Below are 17,258 nucleotides of genomic sequence, written 5' to 3' on the forward strand. Positions count from 1 at the left end.
AAGGAGAAATTATAATGAAAGAAACACAGCAATGGACGTCGAAAATAGGCTTTGTACTCGCAGCAGCGGGAGCCGCAGTAGGTCTCGGGGCAATATGGAAGTTTCCATATGTTGCAGGTAATGGCGGGGGAGGCGCATTCTTCCTTGTATTCTTACTATTAACTGTATTTATTGGTATGCCTCTTCTTATAGCTGAATTTGTTATCGGACGTAGTACCCAAAAAGAGGCGGTTACAGCTTATAAAATATTAGTACCGAATAGCAAGTTATATCCTTGGATTGGTCGTATGGGAGTTGTTACTTGTTTTAGCGTACTATCTTTTTATAGTGTTGTAGGTGGATGGATTTTACTTTATTTATACTATAGTGTCACAGGTAGTTTCTGGAACGGAGTAGTCGATTATGGGCAATTGTTTGCTGAAACAATTTCAAATCCAGTAAGTGCGATTGGGGCGCAATTCATCTTTATGCTTTGTACGATTTTTGTTGTTAGTAAAGGTGTAGAGAAAGGGATAGAAAAAGCAAGTAAGTACATGATGCCGCTATTATTCATTTTATTTATTGCGATTATTATTCGTGCGTTAACACTTGATGGTGCTATGGCTGGGGTAGAGTTCTTCTTAAAACCAGATTTTTCAAAGCTTACAGCAGATACGGTTTTATATGCGATGGGACAATCTTTCTTCTCACTAACGGTAGGTGCCTCGGTAATGGTAACGTATAGTTCGTATTTAAAGAAAGAAGAGCATTTAGCTAAATCAGCAACATCTATTGTAAGTTTAACGGTATTTATTACAGTACTTGCAGGATTAGCGATTTTCCCAGCGATTTTCGCATTAGGAGTTAAACCGACAGAAGGACCAGGGCTACTGTTTATCGTTCTTCCTGCTGTCTTTGCGAAAATTCCATTTGGACAATTTTTCTTTATTATGTTTTTAGTGTTATTTTTCTTTGCGACTTTAACATCTGCAATTTCAATGCTTGAAATTGTAGTAGCATCTGTTGCGAAAGATAACGAGAAGAAGCGTCCGTCAGCTTCGTTATTAATTGGTATTCTTATTTTTGCAGTCGGCATTCCATCAGCGTTATCGTTTGGAATTATGAGTGATGTGAAAATATTTGGTAAGACATTCTTTGATTTCGTTGATTTTTCGGTAAGTAATGTATTACTGCCGCTAGGGGTACTAGCCATTTCGCTATTTGTACCGAATAAAATGAGTAAAGAGCTATTAATGAAAGAATTAGAAGTTACGGAAACGAAAGGGAAAACATTATTTAACATTTGGTTCTTCTTACTTCGTTATGTTATTCCGGTAACTGTAATTATCGTATTTTTAAATGCGATAGGTGTATTTAAAATGTTTGCATAATAAAAAGACGGAGATTTCTCCGTCTTTTTATTATGTTGTAGAAGTATTTAATAAGCGATTGTATGCTTTATAAGCTGTGACAACTGCGATAAATGATCCAATTAAAAATAACGCTGAGCCACCGAATGTAAATAACCGGCCGATGTATGTTTCCCTAGCTTCTTCTATTTCTTGCTGTAATTGTGTATTCATATTAATCACCCCGCAAAATATAGGCATTTAGTTGTAGTTTATGTAAAATGCCTACAAGGTGTGAAATGGTAGTAAAAAACTCGGTATGCACCGAGTTTTTTATAATCCAATATAAGGAGATGGATCGACAGCGTTTGTCTTACCGACATTCCATTCTCCAAGGTGAAGTTCAAAGTGTAAATGTTGTCCGTATGATTGACCAGTATTCCCCATGAATCCAAGTTGATCGCCTTGTTTTACAGTTTGTCCATTAGATACAGAACGGCTACTCATATGTGCATATACAGTAGTATATGTTTTTCCGTTTATACGGTGAGATAAGTACACAACGTTTCCGTAACTAGATGATAATTCTGAACGGATAACCACACCATCAGCAGCAGCAACGATTGGCACTGTTCCTGAAGCTGCGATATCGATTCCTTTATGGTTATCTAAAGAACGTGTACCAAATCCAGAAGTTTTCGATCCGGCTGCTGGTTTAATAAATCCACCTATATTCGTATCGTGTGGTGTTGGAGCAGCTTGAGCGGGTGTAGCAGCTTGTTTGCGTGCTTCTTCAGCCTTACGAGCTTCTTCAGCTTTCCGAGCTTCTTCCGCACGTTTTTCTTCTTCAATTGCTTTTTGAACAGCTTGACGCTGATTTTCTAAAATGCCTTTCGACTCTTCTAACCCTTCAATCTCAGAATCTACTTTTGCTACTTTTGTATGTAGATCGTTAATGAAAGTTTGTTGTTGCTGTTGGTTATTTTGTAATTCTTGCTGTTTTTGTACTAATTTTTGTTCAGATTCTTTCAGTTGTTGCTCTTTTTTCTCAACAGCTTCTTTTTCTGTCGTTACAGCATTTTGATCAGTTGTTTGTTTTTTCACAATATCTGTATCATTGTTTAATATTAAACTTACGGAGTACATATTATCAATAAGATCGGCAATATTTGAAGAATTTGTTAGTACTTCTGTAATGATATTTGTACGAGGTTTTTCTTGCATAGATTGTAGTCGTTGTTTAATAACTTCTTGACGTGTATCTATGTTCGTTTGTAATTGCTCTATATGTTTCTTTTTTTCAGCAATTGTTTGCTGTGTTTTGCTAATTTCTCTTTTCGTATCGTTTAATTCAGCTTCATTTTTATTAATAGAAGTAGTTAATTCGTCGATTTTTTTTTGTAATTCTTGAATTTCTTTTTCTATTTGTTCTTTCTCAGCTGATTTATTTTGTAAGTCATTTTGTTTGCCATCTAATTCTGATTGTATATTAGATAATTTATTTTCATTCGTTTCAGCGTATGCGGGTGAAAGTAACGGGGAAGCGAGAATCGTTCCTGCTGCTAAAACACTAAACGCTGCAAATTTCTTTTTCATTGTTGTCTGGCTCCTTTCCCTATGAATGTTATATATCATAAGAAGGAGGGTGTCTATCATTGTAATCATAATGTAAAGAGAATTTTATAAAATTGCTAAGTTTTGTCGGAATTTAGTATTTTTTCGTATTGTTCGTCATAAAGTTAAAATTCTTGAATGTATAAAAAGTGTGGATTTCTATTTTGTTTTTTAAGAAAAAATAGAAAATAATGGAGTTTTTGGAGGGGAAACATCATTTTTAAAACCTATAAATTACAAGTAAGGAATCGATCTCATGTGAGGTTTTCTGACATGAGGTTTGTTTTTGTCAAGAAAATTATTTGTGTTCGGGCAAACTTATTTTGTTGTCAGATTTTAATTTTTGATTTATGATTTTTAACAGGGACAAAATGTAGTGAATTGTCGAATAATATGTAATACTCTTAATTTCTTAGTTTTATAGATATAGATAGAATGAGAGATAGATAGAGTGACACATCGAGGGGGTTACAACAAGTATGAAAAGAATAGGACTTGCATGGCAAATTTTAATAGGACTTGTGCTTGGTATTGCAGTTGGTGCGATTTTCTTTGACAATCCAGCAGTTGCGAAGTACTTACAACCAATTGGTGATATTTTCATCCGATTAATTAAAATGATCGTTGTACCGATTGTTGTAGCAAGTATTGTTGTTGGGGTTGCTGGTGTTGGTGATATTAAAAAACTAGGCCGACTAGGCGGAAAAACAATTCTTTACTTTGAAATTATTACAACGATTGCGATTGTTGTCGGTCTATTGGTAGCGAATATTTTCCAGCCAGGAACCGGCGTCGATATGGATAAATTAACAAAAACGGATATTTCTAAATATGCAGAAACAACAGAGCAAGTACAAAGTCATTCGTTTGCGGATACATTTGTAAATATTGTTCCGACGAACATTATGAAATCATTAGCTGAAGGTGATATGCTTGCGATTATCTTCTTCTCTGTACTATTTGGTTTAGGTGTAGCAGCGATTGGTGAGCGTGGTAGACCAGTTCTGCAATTTTTCCAAGGTGTAGCAGACGCCATGTTTTACGTTACGAACCAAGTTATGAAATTTGCACCATTTGGTGTCTTCGCATTAATTGGTGTTACAGTTTCTACATTTGGTCTTTCTTCATTAATTCCATTAGGGAAATTACTCATTGTAGTATACGGAGCAATGATCTTCTTCGTTGTGGTCGTGTTAGGACTTACAGCGAAAATATTTGGAATTAACATTTTCCAATTCTTTAAGATTTTAAAAGACGAGCTGATCTTAGCGTATTCTACAGCAAGTTCAGAAACAGTTTTACCGAAAATCATGGAGAAAATGGAGAAATTCGGTTGCCCGAAAGCAATTACATCTTTCGTTATTCCGACAGGTTATTCATTTAACTTAGATGGATCAACTTTATATCAAGCAATTGCAGCAATTTTCTTAGCGCAAATGTACGGTATTGATTTATCCATTACGGAACAGATTACATTATTACTTGTATTAATGGTTACATCAAAAGGTATCGCGGGTGTACCGGGCGTATCATTTGTTGTATTATTAGCGACACTTGGTACAGTAGGTATTCCAGCTGAAGGTTTAGCATTCATCGCTGGTATTGACCGTATTTTAGATATGGCTCGTACAGCGGTTAACGTTGTAGGTAACTCTTTAGCAGCTGTAGTTATGTCTAAGTGGGAAGGTCAATATGACGCTGAAAAAGGACAAGCTTATTTAAAAGAGATATCTGAAAAAGGTCAAGCGGCTTAATTATAATAGGAACAAGCTCTCACATAATATGTGGGGGCTTTTCTATATATAGAAGAGGAGCGGACGTAATGAAACGTAAATATGGTGACGGTTCTTCGTGGAAGCGACTAATAGAGAAGAATTATATAGTCAAGCAAGTGGAAGCAGGTATGTTAGGGGTATTGGATATAAAAAAAGTGAGAGAGCCTAGTTATAAAGAATACAATGGTAAAGAGCTTTGCATTGCAGATGATGGGTATACATGGATGCAATATTTTATAACCGGGAAGAACTTTGCGATAACAGCTATGCTAGATGATAGAAAAAAATTAGTGCAATATTATATTGACGTAACGAAAAAATATGAAATAGACGAACGAGGTTTACCTTATTTTGATGATTTATATTTAGATGTAGTAGTGTTACCAAATGGTGAAATATATGTATTGGATGAAGATGAATTAGAGGATGCATATAAAATGGGTGATGTTACAAAGGCAGAATATGAGTTAGCCTGGCATACAACAAAATGGATAATAGCGGCGATACAAAATAGAGAATTTTATTGGATTTCAATATTGGAAAAAGAAATTGAAAAGTTGAAATGATTGTTGTATTCGTATTTTTGTATAATTACCAAAAAAATCTATACAAAAAATAATTGACTTTTTTTTTGTAAGCGAGTAAAGTTAGGAAAGAAATTATTATTAAAAAATAAATATGAAACCTTCTTATAAAGAGAGGCGGAGGGACTGGCCCTACGATGCCTCGGCAGCGGACTCGATTTCAGAGTGCTGTGCCAAATCCAGCAAGCATGTGCTTGAAAGATGAGAAGAGTGTTTCTTATAGATGTATAAGACCTCTTCTCGCCGGAAGAGGTCTTTTGTTGTTCAATAGAAAAGGTTTAAAACTAGGGAGAGATGATACGTTGAAGGAAACGAGAGGAAATGGTTTAGCTTTATTACCACTTGGAATATTTTTGGCGCTATTTATTGGTTCTGGAATTATTACAGGTGATTTCTATAAACTGCCGATACTTGTAGCGATTTCAATTGCTGTAGGAGTCGCTTTAGCGATGAATCGTAAAGAAAGCTTTAATGTGAAAGTAGAACGATTTGCTAAAGGTGCAGGAAATCCAGATATTATGATTATGGTATTAATTTTTGTGCTTGCAGGTGCATTTTCTGAAACAGCAAAAGGGATGGGCGGAGTCGATTCTACAGTCAATTTAGCGTTATCTATTTTACCGCAAGGGTTTATCGTTGCTGGAATTTTTATTATCGGGGCGTTTATTTCATTAGCGATGGGAACTTCAATGGGAACAATTGCGGCGTTAGCACCGATTGCTGTAGGTATTAGTGGGCAAACTGATATCTCAATTGCATTAACAATGGCGACGGTTGTTGGCGGAGCGATGTTTGGTGATAATCTATCGTTTATTTCTGACACAACAATTGCAGCAGTTCGTTCACAAGGAACGGAAATGAAAGATAAATTTAAAACGAACTTTTTAATTGTATTACCAGCGGCTATTATTACAATTGTACTATTAGTAATACTTACTATAGGAAGTGACACAGAAATTAAAGCCCATACATTCGATTGGATAAAGATTTTACCGTATGCAGGAGTACTTATTACAGCACTGCTTGGCTGGAATGTACTCATTGTATTAACTGGTGGAACTGTATTATCTGGTGTAATCGGTCTTATAGATGGAAGTTATACGTTAGAGAGTTTCTTTAAAAGTGTAACGACTGGAATGGGCGGTATGATGGAGTTAGTGCTACTTGCTATTTTAATTGGTGGTATGGTTGAATTGATCCAATATAATGGCGGTATTCAATATTTAATGAATCTTTTAACGCGTAATATTCGTTCGAAAAAGGGAGCGGAGTTTGGTATTGCCGGATTAGTGAGCATGACGAATATGTGTACAGCAAACAATACAATTTCGATCATTTTTACAGGTCCACTTGCGAAAAATATTGCGGATCAGTATGAAATTGATCCACGTAAATCAGCAAGTGTATTAGATCTTTTCTCATGTTGTGTGCAAGGATTAATTCCGTATGGTGCTCAAATGTTAACTGCGGCAGGATTTGCAGCTTTATCTCCGATTGAATTGTTGCCATATGCATTTTATCCAATTTTAGTTGGAGTATGTGGGGTTGTTTCGATTTTGATTGGGTTTCCGAAGTTTTCGAAAGTAGCGGAGAAAAAAGAGTATCATAAAACAGCGTAAGTTAATGACGTTAGTAATTGAAACCGTGCAGAGAATATTCTCTGCACGGTTTTTTATGTGCAATAAAAGCGTGCAGTATCCTATCCTACCTTGTGTTTTTACAAAAGGCTGAATTCAACTCAGTCTTAAGTCTGAGGCGAAAACGGTTCTTAAGCTCGTTATGGAAAAATGAAAAAATAGTTAAGATAAGAGTATCAAATCGAAGGGAGGCGAGCACAAGATGAAACAATTTCTAGCGTTTATCGCGGCCGGTATTCTGGTTTTAATTGCTCTTGGTAGTCTTGCTGGTATTGTAGGATTCGCAATTGGAGCAGGAGTTATGTACTGGAGCTATAAATCATTTGTGCGAGCTAAATCATTCTTTGGAAAGTTAGCTTGGGGTATTGTTGGTTTAATCGGCTTGTCCATCGGCCTTTCTCATTTCCCAGCATTAATCGGTATCGTAGCATTAGTAGTTTTATACTACGGGTACCGTGAATGGAAAAAAGAAAAAAATGTAGTTGTTGATTCTACTCAAAACAGTTCTAAACCATATAGTAACTTTGAAGATGAGTGGAACAAGTTAATGAAAAACTAATATAAAATAAATCAAATCAAATTATAAAGCAAAAGAGAGGAAGATTTATAATGAAACAATCTTTATTCGGACGTGTACGCGATGCAATTTTAGCTGATTTTCATAATGTGTTAGATGAGAAAGAAAGAAAAAATCCAATTGCTATGTTAAACCAATATTTACGCGACAGTGAACGTGAAATAACAAAAATTGAGAAGTTAATTCAGCGTCATAAAACATTAAAATCTAACTTCGCTCGTGAGCTTGAGCAAGCACGTTATTTCGTTAATAAAAGATCGAAGCAAGCTATCATTGCTCAAGAAGCAGGCGAACTACAATTGCATGAACGTGCATTAGAAGAAGTAGCGTATTATGAAGGGCAAGTAACTCGCTTAGAAGAAATGTATGCTGGTGTTGTAGAGCAAATTGATGAGTTAGAGCGTCGTCTTTCAGAAATGAAAAATAAATTAAAAGAAATGAACGCAAAGCGTATGGAATTAATGGCACGTGAAAATATGGCGCATGCAAATCGCCGTATGAATACTGCTATGCATAAAATGGATGAAAATAATCCGTTCTTACGATTCGAAGAAATTGAAGATCACATTCGTGATTTAGAGCTTCGTATAAATGAAGAGCATGAGCGTGATACATTTGATATGAAAATTGCAAAACTAGAGCGTGAGATGAAAGAGAAAAATGAGGTATCGTTAACGAAAGAGTTAACAAAATAATTGTAGTATATTATAAAACGGGCTTATGATATAGTGATAGAAGAAAAGGTGTTGGAAAGCAATGCCTTTTCTTCTATGTATATGTGATTAGAAGGGGGGAGCTGAAATGAAGAAGCAATTTTCAAAAACACAATTAATGGGGATGCTCCTCATCATATTTGGATTCGGTCTTTTTCTTGATATGGTACTTGGACATTTTGAACCAGGTGGTCTAATTTTTGCATTTATTATGATTATGTTTGGTAGGCATTATCGGAAGAAGAATCGTTATGTAAGGGGAAATGTATTTTTATTTGTGGGTGGCATAGTATTTTTATTCTTCTTATTTTCATCAGCAGCCTTTGTACTCGTAGTATTTGCTTGTCTAGCTCTAATTGGCTATCAACTTATCCAGCAAGGGCATCAGCAAAAAACGATGAAAGTTGAAATTAAAGAAAAAGGATATATAGATGAAGAGAAGCAAATATATCGTACAGAACCATATTTGAAAAATATGTTTGTAGGTAATGTCCGGATGATGGATCATATTTATGAATTAGAAGATGTAAATATTCAATATGGTGCTTGTGATGTTGAAATAGATTTAACGAATGCGATGATTCCAGAGGGAGAAACGGTAATTGTTATTCGGGGTGTTGTTGGTAATATTCGGTTATATGTTCCATATGATATTGAGCTGTCTTTGAATCACTCTGTTATTGTTGGGCGGGTACTTCTGCCAGGACACGAAGAAACGGGGTTTAACCGTAATGTTACGTTTAGAACAGAACAGTATAAAGAAGCTCCTCGCCGTATAAAAATTATTTCTTCGCTTGTCGTAGGCGATACGGAAGTGAGGAAAGTATAATGAAAAAACAAAAGAATATTTCGTGGATGTATATTCGATATTCTATGCTATCCTCTGTGAGTATCGCACTTATTTGTACAATTGTATATGTATGGAAAAGCGAACAACAAGTTTATGATTTACTATGGAAAGAATCCATCGCTTCTGTTCCAATTGGCTTGTTTATTATGAGTACTAGTCTTCTTATTGGAGGAATTGTAGGGTATGCAATCGGTTATTATATAGAGCAGCGTATACAAGGATTAAATACGTTTCTATTTGAAGTAGAGCGAGGGAATTTTCCAAATGATGTTTCGTTTACTGCGGATGATGAATTTCATGAAGTGGAACGAAAAGTAATCGGCCTTGCTCGTCGATTAGAGGAGCAAGCAGGGCTATTTCAAAAAGTAACGAATGAACGAGCTCATTGGAATGAAGAGATGAGGCAAGAAGCGATTTCTCAAGAAAGGCATCGATTAGCAAGGGAACTGCATGATTCAGTAAGTCAGCAGCTTTTTGCAATGTCGATGATGATGTCAGCGATTAATGAACAAGCAGCTGAAATTCCAGATACGACGAAAAAACAGTTACAGCTTGTTGAGAATATGGTTGTAAATGCACAATCAGAAATGAGAGCACTACTTCTTCATTTACGTCCTGTACAATTGGAAGGTAAAAAACTGACAGAAGGCATAGAAGAATTATTAACGGAACTATCGAGAAAACAACATATGAAAATTGAATGGCTAATTGAGCCAATTGAATTAAAAAAAGGTGTAGAAGATCATTTATTCCGTATTGTACAAGAAGCGCTATCAAATACGTTACGACATGCGAAGGCAAAGAAAACGGAAGTACGTCTTCGTAAAATTGATCAATATGCGATTTTAAAAATTATTGATGACGGTGTTGGATTTGAAGTAGGAGTTAATAAGGCGGGTTCATACGGCTTACAATCAATGCAAGAGCGTGTTCATGAAATTGGTGGGACATTAAAAGTACTTAGCTTCCCATCCAAAGGTACGCAAATAGAAGTAAAAGTTCCGATTATGATTGGGAGAGGGGGAGAAGTATGATAAAAGTATTACTTGTCGATGATCATGAAATGGTTCGCATGGGTGTATCGGCGTATTTATCGACACAGCCAGATATTGAAGTAGTGGGAGAAGCTGAAAATGGAAGAAAAGGTTCAGAATTAGCACTGCAATTAAGACCTGATATTATTTTAATGGACCTTGTTATGGATGAAATGGATGGGGTTGAAGCAACAAGAGCAATTATTCAAGAATGGCCAGAAGCGAAGATTGTTGTTGTAACGAGCTTTTTAGATGATGAAAAATTGTATCCTGTTATTGAGGCTGGGGCGACAAGTTATTTATTAAAAACATCAAGAGCGAGTGATATCGCGGACGCTGTGCGAGCTACTTATGATGGAGAAACAGTATTAGAGCCTAAAGTTACTGGTAAAATGATGTCTCGTATGCGTCAAAAGAAGGAACAACCTTTGCATGAAGAGTTAACAGAAAGAGAGTATGAAATTTTGTTATTAATTGCAGAGGGGAAAAGCAATCAAGAAGTTGCAGATGAACTATTTATCGCTCTTAAAACAGTGAAAACACATGTAAGTAATATATTAAATAAGTTAAATGTGAGTGACCGAACGCAGGCAGTCATTTATGCCTTTAGACATCAATTGACGAAATGATAAAGGGCTTTGGCTAGTAACATCGCCAAAGCTTTTTATTGACGATTATTTATGTAAACGTTATCATCGATGTGTTAACAGTACATACAAGGGGGAGAATGTATATGTTAGTTCAAACAATATTTGGAATGGATAAATCGAAAAAATTAGGGGATTATGTGAGCGCATTACAAGCGCTTTGTGAGCAATATAATGTTGAAACAGAACGAATTGCTATTATTGAAGCGACAGAAGAATACTATTTATTTTTAGTAAAGCAAGAAGACTGTTACGATGTTATTAAAGTAGAAACAGTAGATACAAATATTGATTATTATACGGAAGCGCATAAAATAAGTAGTTTTAATCATAGTGCTTATCAAATGTAAAAAAACTCCCTTTTGGGAGTTTTTTTAGGATACTTTTGTTTCATGGGAATCAGTTATTAGTGAGACTTTTTTTGCACCGCTTAGCTTAGCGATAGTAAAGCCGATAAGAGCCCCGGCTAATGCTGGTACTATCCAGCCGATTCCTTCATTATACAATGGAAGCAATTCAAAATAGGGCGTGATGAATGAAACAGGAATGTTCCCTTGCTTTAACCCGTCAAATACGCTCACCACTGCGGCCCCAATTAAAGCACCTACATAAACAGAGCGATACCCGCCGAAATACTTATGAAGTAGCGATAGTAGGACGAGTACAATTGCAATTGGATATACAACAAGTAAAATAGGAACAGAGATTGCAATAATTTTTGTTAAACCTAAGTTAGCAACTAGTAGTCCTAAAAAGCAAATAATGCTTGCAAGCGTTTTGTATGAAAATTTTGTCAATAATGTTGAGAAGTATTGACTGCATGCAGATACAAGTCCAACGCATGTCGTTAAGCAAGCGAGTGTAACGATAAGTGATAGTAGAAGCAGACCATATGGACCGAATAGTTGCTGTACGATAACGGTAAGTAGCTGTCCGCCATTTGTTGCGTATCCGAGAGAGACACTGGTTGTACCGAGCCAACCAAGTGCACTATATACAAGTACGAGACCAGTAGCGGCAATAAGTCCTGCTTTTGCTGTTGCGATGGCAATGGATTTGCGATCGTTCACACCTTTAGAACGGATGGTATTTACAACGATAATGCCAAATGCAAGTGCTGAAATGGTATCCATCGTTAAGTATCCTTCCATAAAACCTTTGAAGAGTGGAGAATTTTGATACTCTTGCATTGCTGGTCCTGATTGCCCGAGTGGTGTAAATACACTTTTAACAAATAATAAGAAAATAGAGAGTAATAAAATAGGTGTTAATACATTTCCGATACGGTCGACGAGCTTAGAAGGATTTAAACTAAGCCAAAATACGATAGCAAAGAAGATGACTGTGTATAAAAATAGCGCTAGGTTGCTAGAACGAATCGTTTCAGGCAAGAAAGAACTAACTCCCATTTCATAAGCGACGTTAGCAACACGCGGAATGCCCATAGATGGACCGATTGCAATGTATACAACTACAGTAAAGAAAATTCCGAATAATGGGTGAACATGACTTGCAAGTTGTTGCATACCATTCCCTGATAAAGAAATAGCAATAACAGTTAATAATGGTAAGCCGACTCCTGTTAGTAAAAATCCAATCATTGCCGGCCAAAAGTTTTCACCAGCATTTTGTCCAAGCATGGGAGGGAAAATTAAATTACCTGCCCCAAAAAATAAAGAAAATAGCATAAGCCCTGTGGAAAAAATATGTTTTTTTGATACAGTGTTCATTGTTTTCCTCCTTTTTTCAATTCATTTGTAAGAACACAAAAAACTCGCCCCCTAAAGAAAGGGACGAGTTATATTTACCCGCGATACCACCCTAATTTATACATGTAGAAATTAATCTATATGTATACGGCTTTGCAACGTACAACATGATACGTGGTCCTTGTAACGGAGGCCAGCCGGTAAGAACTTACTATGACATTCGGTTCTACTTCTCGGAGATGATTTTCGGTTACGCACTGAACGTCGGCTTTCAGCAAATCGCCAACTCTCTGGGAAACAGTTCTATAACGTACTCGTTCTCGTCAGTGAATTTTTGTTAAAGTATTCTGACAATATTGTTGCATGATTTTTTTTGAAAGTCAATATATTTTTTGAATAGAACAATTGAATATTGAAATATAGTCGGTAATATAAACCTTTTAAAGGGAATAGATTTTCAATATTGTTTTGTAAAAATGAAGTGGAAAATTGTAGGGGATTGTAAAAAATGTGGAGAAAATTGATATTTATAGGAGTGAAGAAGGTATTGATTGAATTTATAGAGAATAATACAACAATCCACTTACTGGAAAGAACAAACCAAAAGAGGTGACTGAAATGCTTGCGATGGGAGTATTATTTGGCATTATTGCTATAATTGGTTTTATGTGGTTATATTATTCGCGTTCGTTTAAACAAGCAGAAGTTTTACTCTTTCAAAAAGGTAGTTTGTTGACAAATCAGTCTAGATATTTAGTATGTCCGAAGTGTGGAAGTGCACAGGCCAGAAGTGGAGGATATCAAGAGTGTTGCAAAACTAGATTATGAAAGGAGGGAGCCTCACATTATTTTGTGAGGCTTCCTTCCTTACAATTTCATAGCACTCCAAATGGTCCAACGATCTTGTTCGACAATAGGAGAGGTGTTTTGTAATGCGGTTTGGATATGCTGGAGAAGTTGAGAAAGTTCATGATCTGTTAATTCGTATAGAATGGATCGTCCGGTTCGAGGAGATAAGTCTTGCAGTAATGCTTCTACAGAATCATGTATTTTCCTTACTTCCCATAGTGTTTGAGTAGGAAACACGTGAAGAGAATATTTTTGTAATTCTTGCTGTATAGTAGCAGTTTTTGGTCTTCTTTTTGATTCGGTTTCAATAAGTTTTGGAAATGCCGAGAAAAAATATCCACGAATGTGCTCAGGACTTCCTGGGATTGTACAATCTTCAATAGTTCGATCTTGTAAAATAAGTACACCGTTTTTCTTTAATATGCGAGAAGCTTCACGTAGAAATGTAGGAATGTCTTGTAAATGATGAATAACTGCGCGCGAAATAACAAGGTCGAATGTTTCGTTAGGGTATGGGATATTATGTGCATCACTGTGAATGAATGAAATGTTTGGAACGCCGCTACAATTTTCTTCTGCAGCTTGTAATATTTCTTTTGAAAAGTCAAGGCCAACAACATTTTTGGCTCCCATAAGAGCGAGTTCTTTCGTATAAATTCCACCACCACAGCCTATATCGATTATTTGTTTGTTTTGTATATCTGTAATATGTTTTATCATTTCGACCCAAGAAATATGTGCATTTCTCGTTGCATATGTGTACTTATTATTTGCATCATGAAAATTAATGGGCATTATAAAGACCTCCTTTTAATGCTTAGTATAGCTCATTTAATATCATGTCGCGTTTTTGTTTCTTATATGAAGGTTATAAGGGTTTCTTATTAGAAAAGAGGGATCGATTTGAAAGGGAAGTATTTAATGGCGTTATGTGTGATTTTACTCGCGTCGTGCGGTCAAGTCGAGAAAAAGAAAGAAACGAAACAAGTAGAGGAGACAGTGAACGAAGTGAAAGAATCATTACAGGTAACAGTTATGCAAAAAGGTAAAGAAGAAAAAAAATTAAAGAAAATAGATGCAGAGTTAGTAGTAGGCATTATAACGAAAGCAGCGAAACAAGAAGTAACAGGAAGTTTTGGTGAACCGGAATATGAAATACAAATTAGTAGAGATGGGAAAAAAGAAACGTATTATGCATGGTTAAGAGGAGAAGACCGACGAGGATGGGTGCAATATAAGGATGACATGTATATGCTGAACGAAAAAGATACGGAAAAGCTTCTGGAGATATTCCCAAAAAATCCAGAACAAAAAGAAGATGAGGTGCAGGTAGATCCTTTAACGGAAGTAACAAAAAAAGATTTACAGATTACTGCGTTTCATATTAAAGCAGGTGATCAAAAAGTGAATTATACGGTACGTTATACGATTTCACAATCACTATACAACAAGTTAGTGAAGGAACAAGAATATTATTTGCAACTCATTTTCCCGGAAAAAGTTCAAAAATTAATTGGAGCAAAAGAGAGTGAAATTATTTCAGCTGAAAAAGTCAAGGAAGGGTATAAGCAGTACGAATTGAATGTTACTGTACCGATAAAAGATGCTTCATTGTCACAAGTAAAATCATTAGAAACATATTATGAAAATTACGATTTGAAAATATTAAATAGTAAAAAAGAAAAAATAGGTGTTTTTCAAAATGTAATTCAAATTGTTAAAGAGTATGGTGAAAAAATGAATTTACAAAGATAAATATGAAACGTAATGTCTATATGGCCTTTCCTAGGAAATGATAATAGAGAGGGCAAGAATACCCTCTCTATTATTTTGCTTTTGCTGATGGCTCATTCATTGATTTTCGTGTAATAAGAAAAGAAATCATAAGAGCGGAAAGAATGATAAGAGCGATAAATAAGTGATTTGGCAACCAATCTAATAATAATACGTAGCTAACTGTATAAAAAATAAGAGTTGAAGCTAAAAACGATAGAGCACCTATCATAAGAGATTGTAATTTCATTTGTGTATACCTCCTTTCATTTGTATTTTCGACTAAAAATGGATGAAATAAACATTATTTCTAAGAAAAGAAAAAAATATGTCATAATAAAGAAAAGAATAAGCTTTGATGAGTGAATATGTCTCGTTAAAGAGAGGTAAAGGAGAGGACTATGAAAAATAATAAAAAAGGATTATGGGGAATTATTGTTGCAATAGGGCTATTTTTACTGTCTAAGTTAAAGTGGATATTTGCAATCTTTAAATTAGCGAAATTCTCAACAGTATTTAGTATGTTTTTATCGCTTGGGGCATATGCGGTTATATATGGATGGAAATTTGGGGTAGCGCTCGTTTATTTGTTGTTCATTCATGAAATGGGTCATTTATGGGCTGCGAAAAGAAAAGGAATACCAACATCGCCAGCGATCTTTATTCCATTTATGGGAGCTCTTATTGGCATGAAAGAAATGCCGAAAAATGCAAAAGATGAAGCTTACATCGCCTTTATGGGGCCTCTTTTCGGTTTACTTTCATTTTTACCGGCTATTCCACTTTATATAGTAACGGAAGAGCCATTTTGGGCGCTTATTATTTTACTTGGAAGTATGATCAATTTCTTTAACTTAATTCCAGTTTCGCCGTTAGACGGTGGCCGAATTATTTCAGTTGTAAGTACTAAAATTTGGGGAGCTGGGCTTGTTTTACTACTTGGTTATTCAATTTACTTTAAAAGTATTTTGGGAGGATTTATTGTTATTATCGGTTGTATGGAACTATATAGAGTTATAAAGAGAGAGGAGCCGATTAAGGAATTAGGATATAGAGTTGATGAAATGAAAGAATATGTTGCTAAGCTTGAAGGGGAATTAAAAGAAACCGGTGCGGTGCATCGAACTATATATATGATGCATCACGAGATGAATGTATTGAGACAAAAAGAGCGTGAGAAAGAATTAAAAACAGGAGAACTTCAAAAAATCGAAGTGTTAGAGTACCTTTTACCAAAGTTTGAACCGCTTGATTATGTCCCGTATGAAGATGAAAAAGAAACGCATACAATTCATGTACGAGAAGCGTTTGAAATGTCAGAAAGAAAATTAAATGAATGGGATACAGAAAAGAGACAACAAGAAAACTATTATAAAGTCGATACGAAAACGAAGTGGACAGTATTTGCTGGTTATATCGGATTAATGGTTATATTGGGTTATACAGCTTATGAAGGGTATATTGTTTTACAAGAACATTTACCAAGGAGAAGTTTGTAGAAAAATAATGTCGAAACGACAAGAAAGATTTAAACAGGAATTATATTTCTACGAGAGAATGTTACAAGTGTAACAGTACATTGTAATATTCATAGTAGAAAAGGAGTTCTGTATATGAAGAAATTGCTAAATTTGTTCGGTATTATTATCGTGATGATCATTGCAAGTTATAGTCTTATGAAAGTGTTATTACATTATGCGAATAAGCCCGCTGGGGTAAGTACAATAGCTCAAATAGAGGATGTGCAAGAAGAGACAAAAGTGCTTGATTTTATTCGTATGACACATGAAAGTTATAATAATTTTTTGAATTATGGTAAAGCAGAAAATTATACAGACGGGGACTGGAATCAATTTAAGCAATGGTTTCAACAACAAGAATCATCTTTAAAAAATATACATACAGAAATAAAGAATGAAAAAATAAAACGTGATGTAAATAGAAGTTATGAAATTGTAAAAAAAGGTGTGGAACTTCAAAATATTGAGTATGTAGTGTATGCTCATCGTGTATATCATGACTTGGATATTATCGTAAATAAATATAGAGGCGAGACGAACATATGGGGGTATACAGAGTTTGGAGATGGGAAAAATATAAAAGTAATTGAACAAGCTATACAAGAAAAACAATAAGCTAACTAGAAGTCTAGTTAGCTTATTTTCTTT

General features: G+C 35.3%; 19 protein-coding genes, 1 riboswitch and 1 other annotated feature. Of the genes, 14 read left to right on the forward strand and 5 right to left on the reverse strand.

The window, feature by feature from the left end; translation table 11 throughout:
- Nucleotides 1-14: 14 nt before the first annotated feature.
- The gene (locus COI75_RS14690) at nucleotides 15-1,370 is read left to right on the forward strand and encodes a sodium-dependent transporter (protein ID WP_141535117.1); all 1,356 of its coding nucleotides are present in this window, start codon (nucleotides 15-17) and stop codon (nucleotides 1,368-1,370) included.
- A gap of 30 nt (nucleotides 1,371-1,400) precedes the next feature.
- Here the strand turns inward: COI75_RS14690 and COI75_RS26945 are convergent, their stop codons facing one another.
- Nucleotides 1,401-1,562 (reverse strand): hypothetical protein, encoded by a 162-nt coding sequence (locus COI75_RS26945; RefSeq protein WP_001095991.1) that lies wholly within the window; start codon nucleotides 1,560-1,562, stop codon nucleotides 1,401-1,403.
- A 99-nt stretch (nucleotides 1,563-1,661) separates the two neighbouring features.
- Nucleotides 1,662-2,924, reverse strand: coding sequence for a murein hydrolase activator EnvC family protein (locus COI75_RS14695; RefSeq protein WP_098448441.1), 1,263 nt, complete (start codon nucleotides 2,922-2,924; stop codon nucleotides 1,662-1,664).
- Between the two features lie 497 nt (nucleotides 2,925-3,421).
- On the opposite strand from COI75_RS14695, the gene gltP reads away from it, so the two are divergent.
- From gltP to COI75_RS14740, 9 genes are all read left to right on the forward strand, one after another.
- Nucleotides 3,422-4,696 carry a glutamate/aspartate:proton symporter GltP gene (gene gltP, locus COI75_RS14700; protein WP_098448442.1) on the forward strand — a complete coding sequence of 425 codons (1,275 nt, stop codon included), beginning with the start codon at nucleotides 3,422-3,424 and terminating at the stop codon, nucleotides 4,694-4,696.
- A gap of 68 nt (nucleotides 4,697-4,764) precedes the next feature.
- A complete protein-coding gene (locus COI75_RS14705; RefSeq protein ID WP_098448443.1) occupies nucleotides 4,765-5,283 on the forward strand; it encodes a DUF402 domain-containing protein in 519 nt (172 codons plus the stop codon).
- Nucleotides 5,284-5,403: 120 nt separating this feature from the next.
- Nucleotides 5,404-5,509: riboswitch (SAM riboswitch) on the forward strand.
- Between the two features lie 94 nt (nucleotides 5,510-5,603).
- Complete coding sequence (locus COI75_RS14710; protein WP_033657184.1) at nucleotides 5,604-6,920, forward strand: Na+/H+ antiporter NhaC family protein; 1,317 nt, start codon at nucleotides 5,604-5,606, stop codon at nucleotides 6,918-6,920.
- Between the two features lie 220 nt (nucleotides 6,921-7,140).
- Nucleotides 7,141-7,497 carry a lmo0954 family membrane protein gene (locus tag COI75_RS14715; RefSeq protein ID WP_098448444.1) on the forward strand — a complete coding sequence of 119 codons (357 nt, stop codon included), beginning with the start codon at nucleotides 7,141-7,143 and terminating at the stop codon, nucleotides 7,495-7,497.
- 50 nt (nucleotides 7,498-7,547) lie between these two features.
- Nucleotides 7,548-8,210, forward strand: a complete 663-nt coding sequence (locus COI75_RS14720; protein WP_000814142.1) for a PspA/IM30 family protein — start codon at nucleotides 7,548-7,550, stop codon at nucleotides 8,208-8,210.
- Nucleotides 8,211-8,316: 106 nt separating this feature from the next.
- Nucleotides 8,317-9,057 carry a cell wall-active antibiotics response protein LiaF gene (liaF, locus tag COI75_RS14725; RefSeq protein WP_000743887.1) on the forward strand — a complete coding sequence of 247 codons (741 nt, stop codon included), beginning with the start codon at nucleotides 8,317-8,319 and terminating at the stop codon, nucleotides 9,055-9,057.
- On the forward strand, nucleotides 9,057-10,112 hold the full coding sequence (locus tag COI75_RS14730) for a sensor histidine kinase (protein ID WP_098448445.1): 1,056 nt from the start codon (nucleotides 9,057-9,059) through the stop codon (nucleotides 10,110-10,112). Before liaF ends, COI75_RS14730 begins: the two co-directional genes overlap by 1 nt.
- On the forward strand, nucleotides 10,109-10,741 hold the full coding sequence (locus tag COI75_RS14735) for a response regulator (protein ID WP_000598710.1): 633 nt from the start codon (nucleotides 10,109-10,111) through the stop codon (nucleotides 10,739-10,741). Before COI75_RS14730 ends, COI75_RS14735 begins: the two co-directional genes overlap by 4 nt.
- Nucleotides 10,742-10,812: 71 nt before the next feature.
- Nucleotides 10,813-11,109 carry a DUF3992 domain-containing protein gene (locus COI75_RS14740; RefSeq protein ID WP_141535122.1) on the forward strand — a complete coding sequence of 99 codons (297 nt, stop codon included), beginning with the start codon at nucleotides 10,813-10,815 and terminating at the stop codon, nucleotides 11,107-11,109.
- A 24-nt stretch (nucleotides 11,110-11,133) separates the two neighbouring features.
- Here the strand turns inward: COI75_RS14740 and brnQ3 are convergent, their stop codons facing one another.
- Nucleotides 11,134-12,489 carry a branched-chain amino acid transport system II carrier protein BrnQ3 gene (brnQ3, locus tag COI75_RS14745; protein WP_098448447.1) on the reverse strand — a complete coding sequence of 452 codons (1,356 nt, stop codon included), beginning with the start codon at nucleotides 12,487-12,489 and terminating at the stop codon, nucleotides 11,134-11,136.
- A 56-nt stretch (nucleotides 12,490-12,545) separates the two neighbouring features.
- Nucleotides 12,546-12,804: a binding site (T-box leader), on the reverse strand.
- Nucleotides 12,805-13,086: 282 nt separating this feature from the next.
- On the opposite strand from brnQ3, the gene COI75_RS14750 reads away from it, so the two are divergent.
- Nucleotides 13,087-13,296 carry a hypothetical protein gene (locus tag COI75_RS14750; protein WP_000880631.1) on the forward strand — a complete coding sequence of 70 codons (210 nt, stop codon included), beginning with the start codon at nucleotides 13,087-13,089 and terminating at the stop codon, nucleotides 13,294-13,296.
- A gap of 39 nt (nucleotides 13,297-13,335) precedes the next feature.
- On the opposite strand, the gene COI75_RS14755 is transcribed toward COI75_RS14750, so the two are convergent.
- Entirely contained in the window at nucleotides 13,336-14,112 is a 777-nt protein-coding gene (locus COI75_RS14755) for a class I SAM-dependent methyltransferase (protein WP_098448448.1), read from the reverse strand.
- A gap of 108 nt (nucleotides 14,113-14,220) precedes the next feature.
- Here COI75_RS14755 and COI75_RS14760 point away from each other — a divergent pair, with 108 nt between their 5' ends.
- Nucleotides 14,221-15,072 (forward strand): hypothetical protein, encoded by an 852-nt coding sequence (locus COI75_RS14760; RefSeq protein WP_141535118.1) that lies wholly within the window; start codon nucleotides 14,221-14,223, stop codon nucleotides 15,070-15,072.
- A gap of 70 nt (nucleotides 15,073-15,142) precedes the next feature.
- Here the strand turns inward: COI75_RS14760 and COI75_RS14765 are convergent, their stop codons facing one another.
- Nucleotides 15,143-15,340 carry a hypothetical protein gene (locus tag COI75_RS14765; RefSeq protein ID WP_000776287.1) on the reverse strand — a complete coding sequence of 66 codons (198 nt, stop codon included), beginning with the start codon at nucleotides 15,338-15,340 and terminating at the stop codon, nucleotides 15,143-15,145.
- Between the two features lie 151 nt (nucleotides 15,341-15,491).
- Between COI75_RS14765 and COI75_RS14770 the strand changes: the two genes are divergently transcribed.
- Entirely contained in the window at nucleotides 15,492-16,589 is a 1,098-nt protein-coding gene (locus COI75_RS14770; RefSeq protein ID WP_000794468.1) for a site-2 protease family protein, read from the forward strand.
- Nucleotides 16,590-16,703: 114 nt separating this feature from the next.
- The gene (locus tag COI75_RS14775) at nucleotides 16,704-17,225 is read left to right on the forward strand and encodes a hypothetical protein (RefSeq protein WP_000735199.1); all 522 of its coding nucleotides are present in this window, start codon (nucleotides 16,704-16,706) and stop codon (nucleotides 17,223-17,225) included.
- Nucleotides 17,226-17,258 lie beyond the last annotated feature (33 nt).

It is taken from the genome of Bacillus cereus (genome assembly GCF_002564555.1).
Lineage (GTDB): Bacteria > Bacillota > Bacilli > Bacillales > Bacillaceae_G > Bacillus_A > Bacillus_A cereus_K.

What these genes read in the sequence shown, in the direction of transcription:
- COI75_RS14690 (WP_141535117.1), top strand. Translation starts at nt 15, where the DNA reads ATGAAAGAAACACAGCAATGGACGTCGAAAATAGGCTTTGTACTCGCA.
- COI75_RS26945 (WP_001095991.1), bottom strand. Translation starts at nt 1,562, where the DNA reads ATGAATACACAATTACAGCAAGAAATAGAAGAAGCTAGGGAAACATAC.
- COI75_RS14695 (WP_098448441.1), bottom strand. Translation starts at nt 2,924, where the DNA reads ATGAAAAAGAAATTTGCAGCGTTTAGTGTTTTAGCAGCAGGAACGATT.
- gltP (WP_098448442.1), top strand. Translation starts at nt 3,422, where the DNA reads ATGAAAAGAATAGGACTTGCATGGCAAATTTTAATAGGACTTGTGCTT.
- COI75_RS14705 (WP_098448443.1), top strand. Translation starts at nt 4,765, where the DNA reads ATGAAACGTAAATATGGTGACGGTTCTTCGTGGAAGCGACTAATAGAG.
- COI75_RS14715 (WP_098448444.1), top strand. Translation starts at nt 7,141, where the DNA reads ATGAAACAATTTCTAGCGTTTATCGCGGCCGGTATTCTGGTTTTAATT.
- COI75_RS14720 (WP_000814142.1), top strand. Translation starts at nt 7,548, where the DNA reads ATGAAACAATCTTTATTCGGACGTGTACGCGATGCAATTTTAGCTGAT.
- liaF (WP_000743887.1), top strand. Translation starts at nt 8,317, where the DNA reads ATGAAGAAGCAATTTTCAAAAACACAATTAATGGGGATGCTCCTCATC.
- COI75_RS14730 (WP_098448445.1), top strand. Translation starts at nt 9,057, where the DNA reads ATGAAAAAACAAAAGAATATTTCGTGGATGTATATTCGATATTCTATG.
- COI75_RS14735 (WP_000598710.1), top strand. Translation starts at nt 10,109, where the DNA reads ATGATAAAAGTATTACTTGTCGATGATCATGAAATGGTTCGCATGGGT.
- brnQ3 (WP_098448447.1), bottom strand. Translation starts at nt 12,489, where the DNA reads ATGAACACTGTATCAAAAAAACATATTTTTTCCACAGGGCTTATGCTA.
- COI75_RS14750 (WP_000880631.1), top strand. Translation starts at nt 13,087, where the DNA reads ATGCTTGCGATGGGAGTATTATTTGGCATTATTGCTATAATTGGTTTT.
- COI75_RS14755 (WP_098448448.1), bottom strand. Translation starts at nt 14,112, where the DNA reads ATGCCCATTAATTTTCATGATGCAAATAATAAGTACACATATGCAACG.
- COI75_RS14765 (WP_000776287.1), bottom strand. Translation starts at nt 15,340, where the DNA reads ATGAAATTACAATCTCTTATGATAGGTGCTCTATCGTTTTTAGCTTCA.
- COI75_RS14770 (WP_000794468.1), top strand. Translation starts at nt 15,492, where the DNA reads ATGAAAAATAATAAAAAAGGATTATGGGGAATTATTGTTGCAATAGGG.
- COI75_RS14775 (WP_000735199.1), top strand. Translation starts at nt 16,704, where the DNA reads ATGAAGAAATTGCTAAATTTGTTCGGTATTATTATCGTGATGATCATT.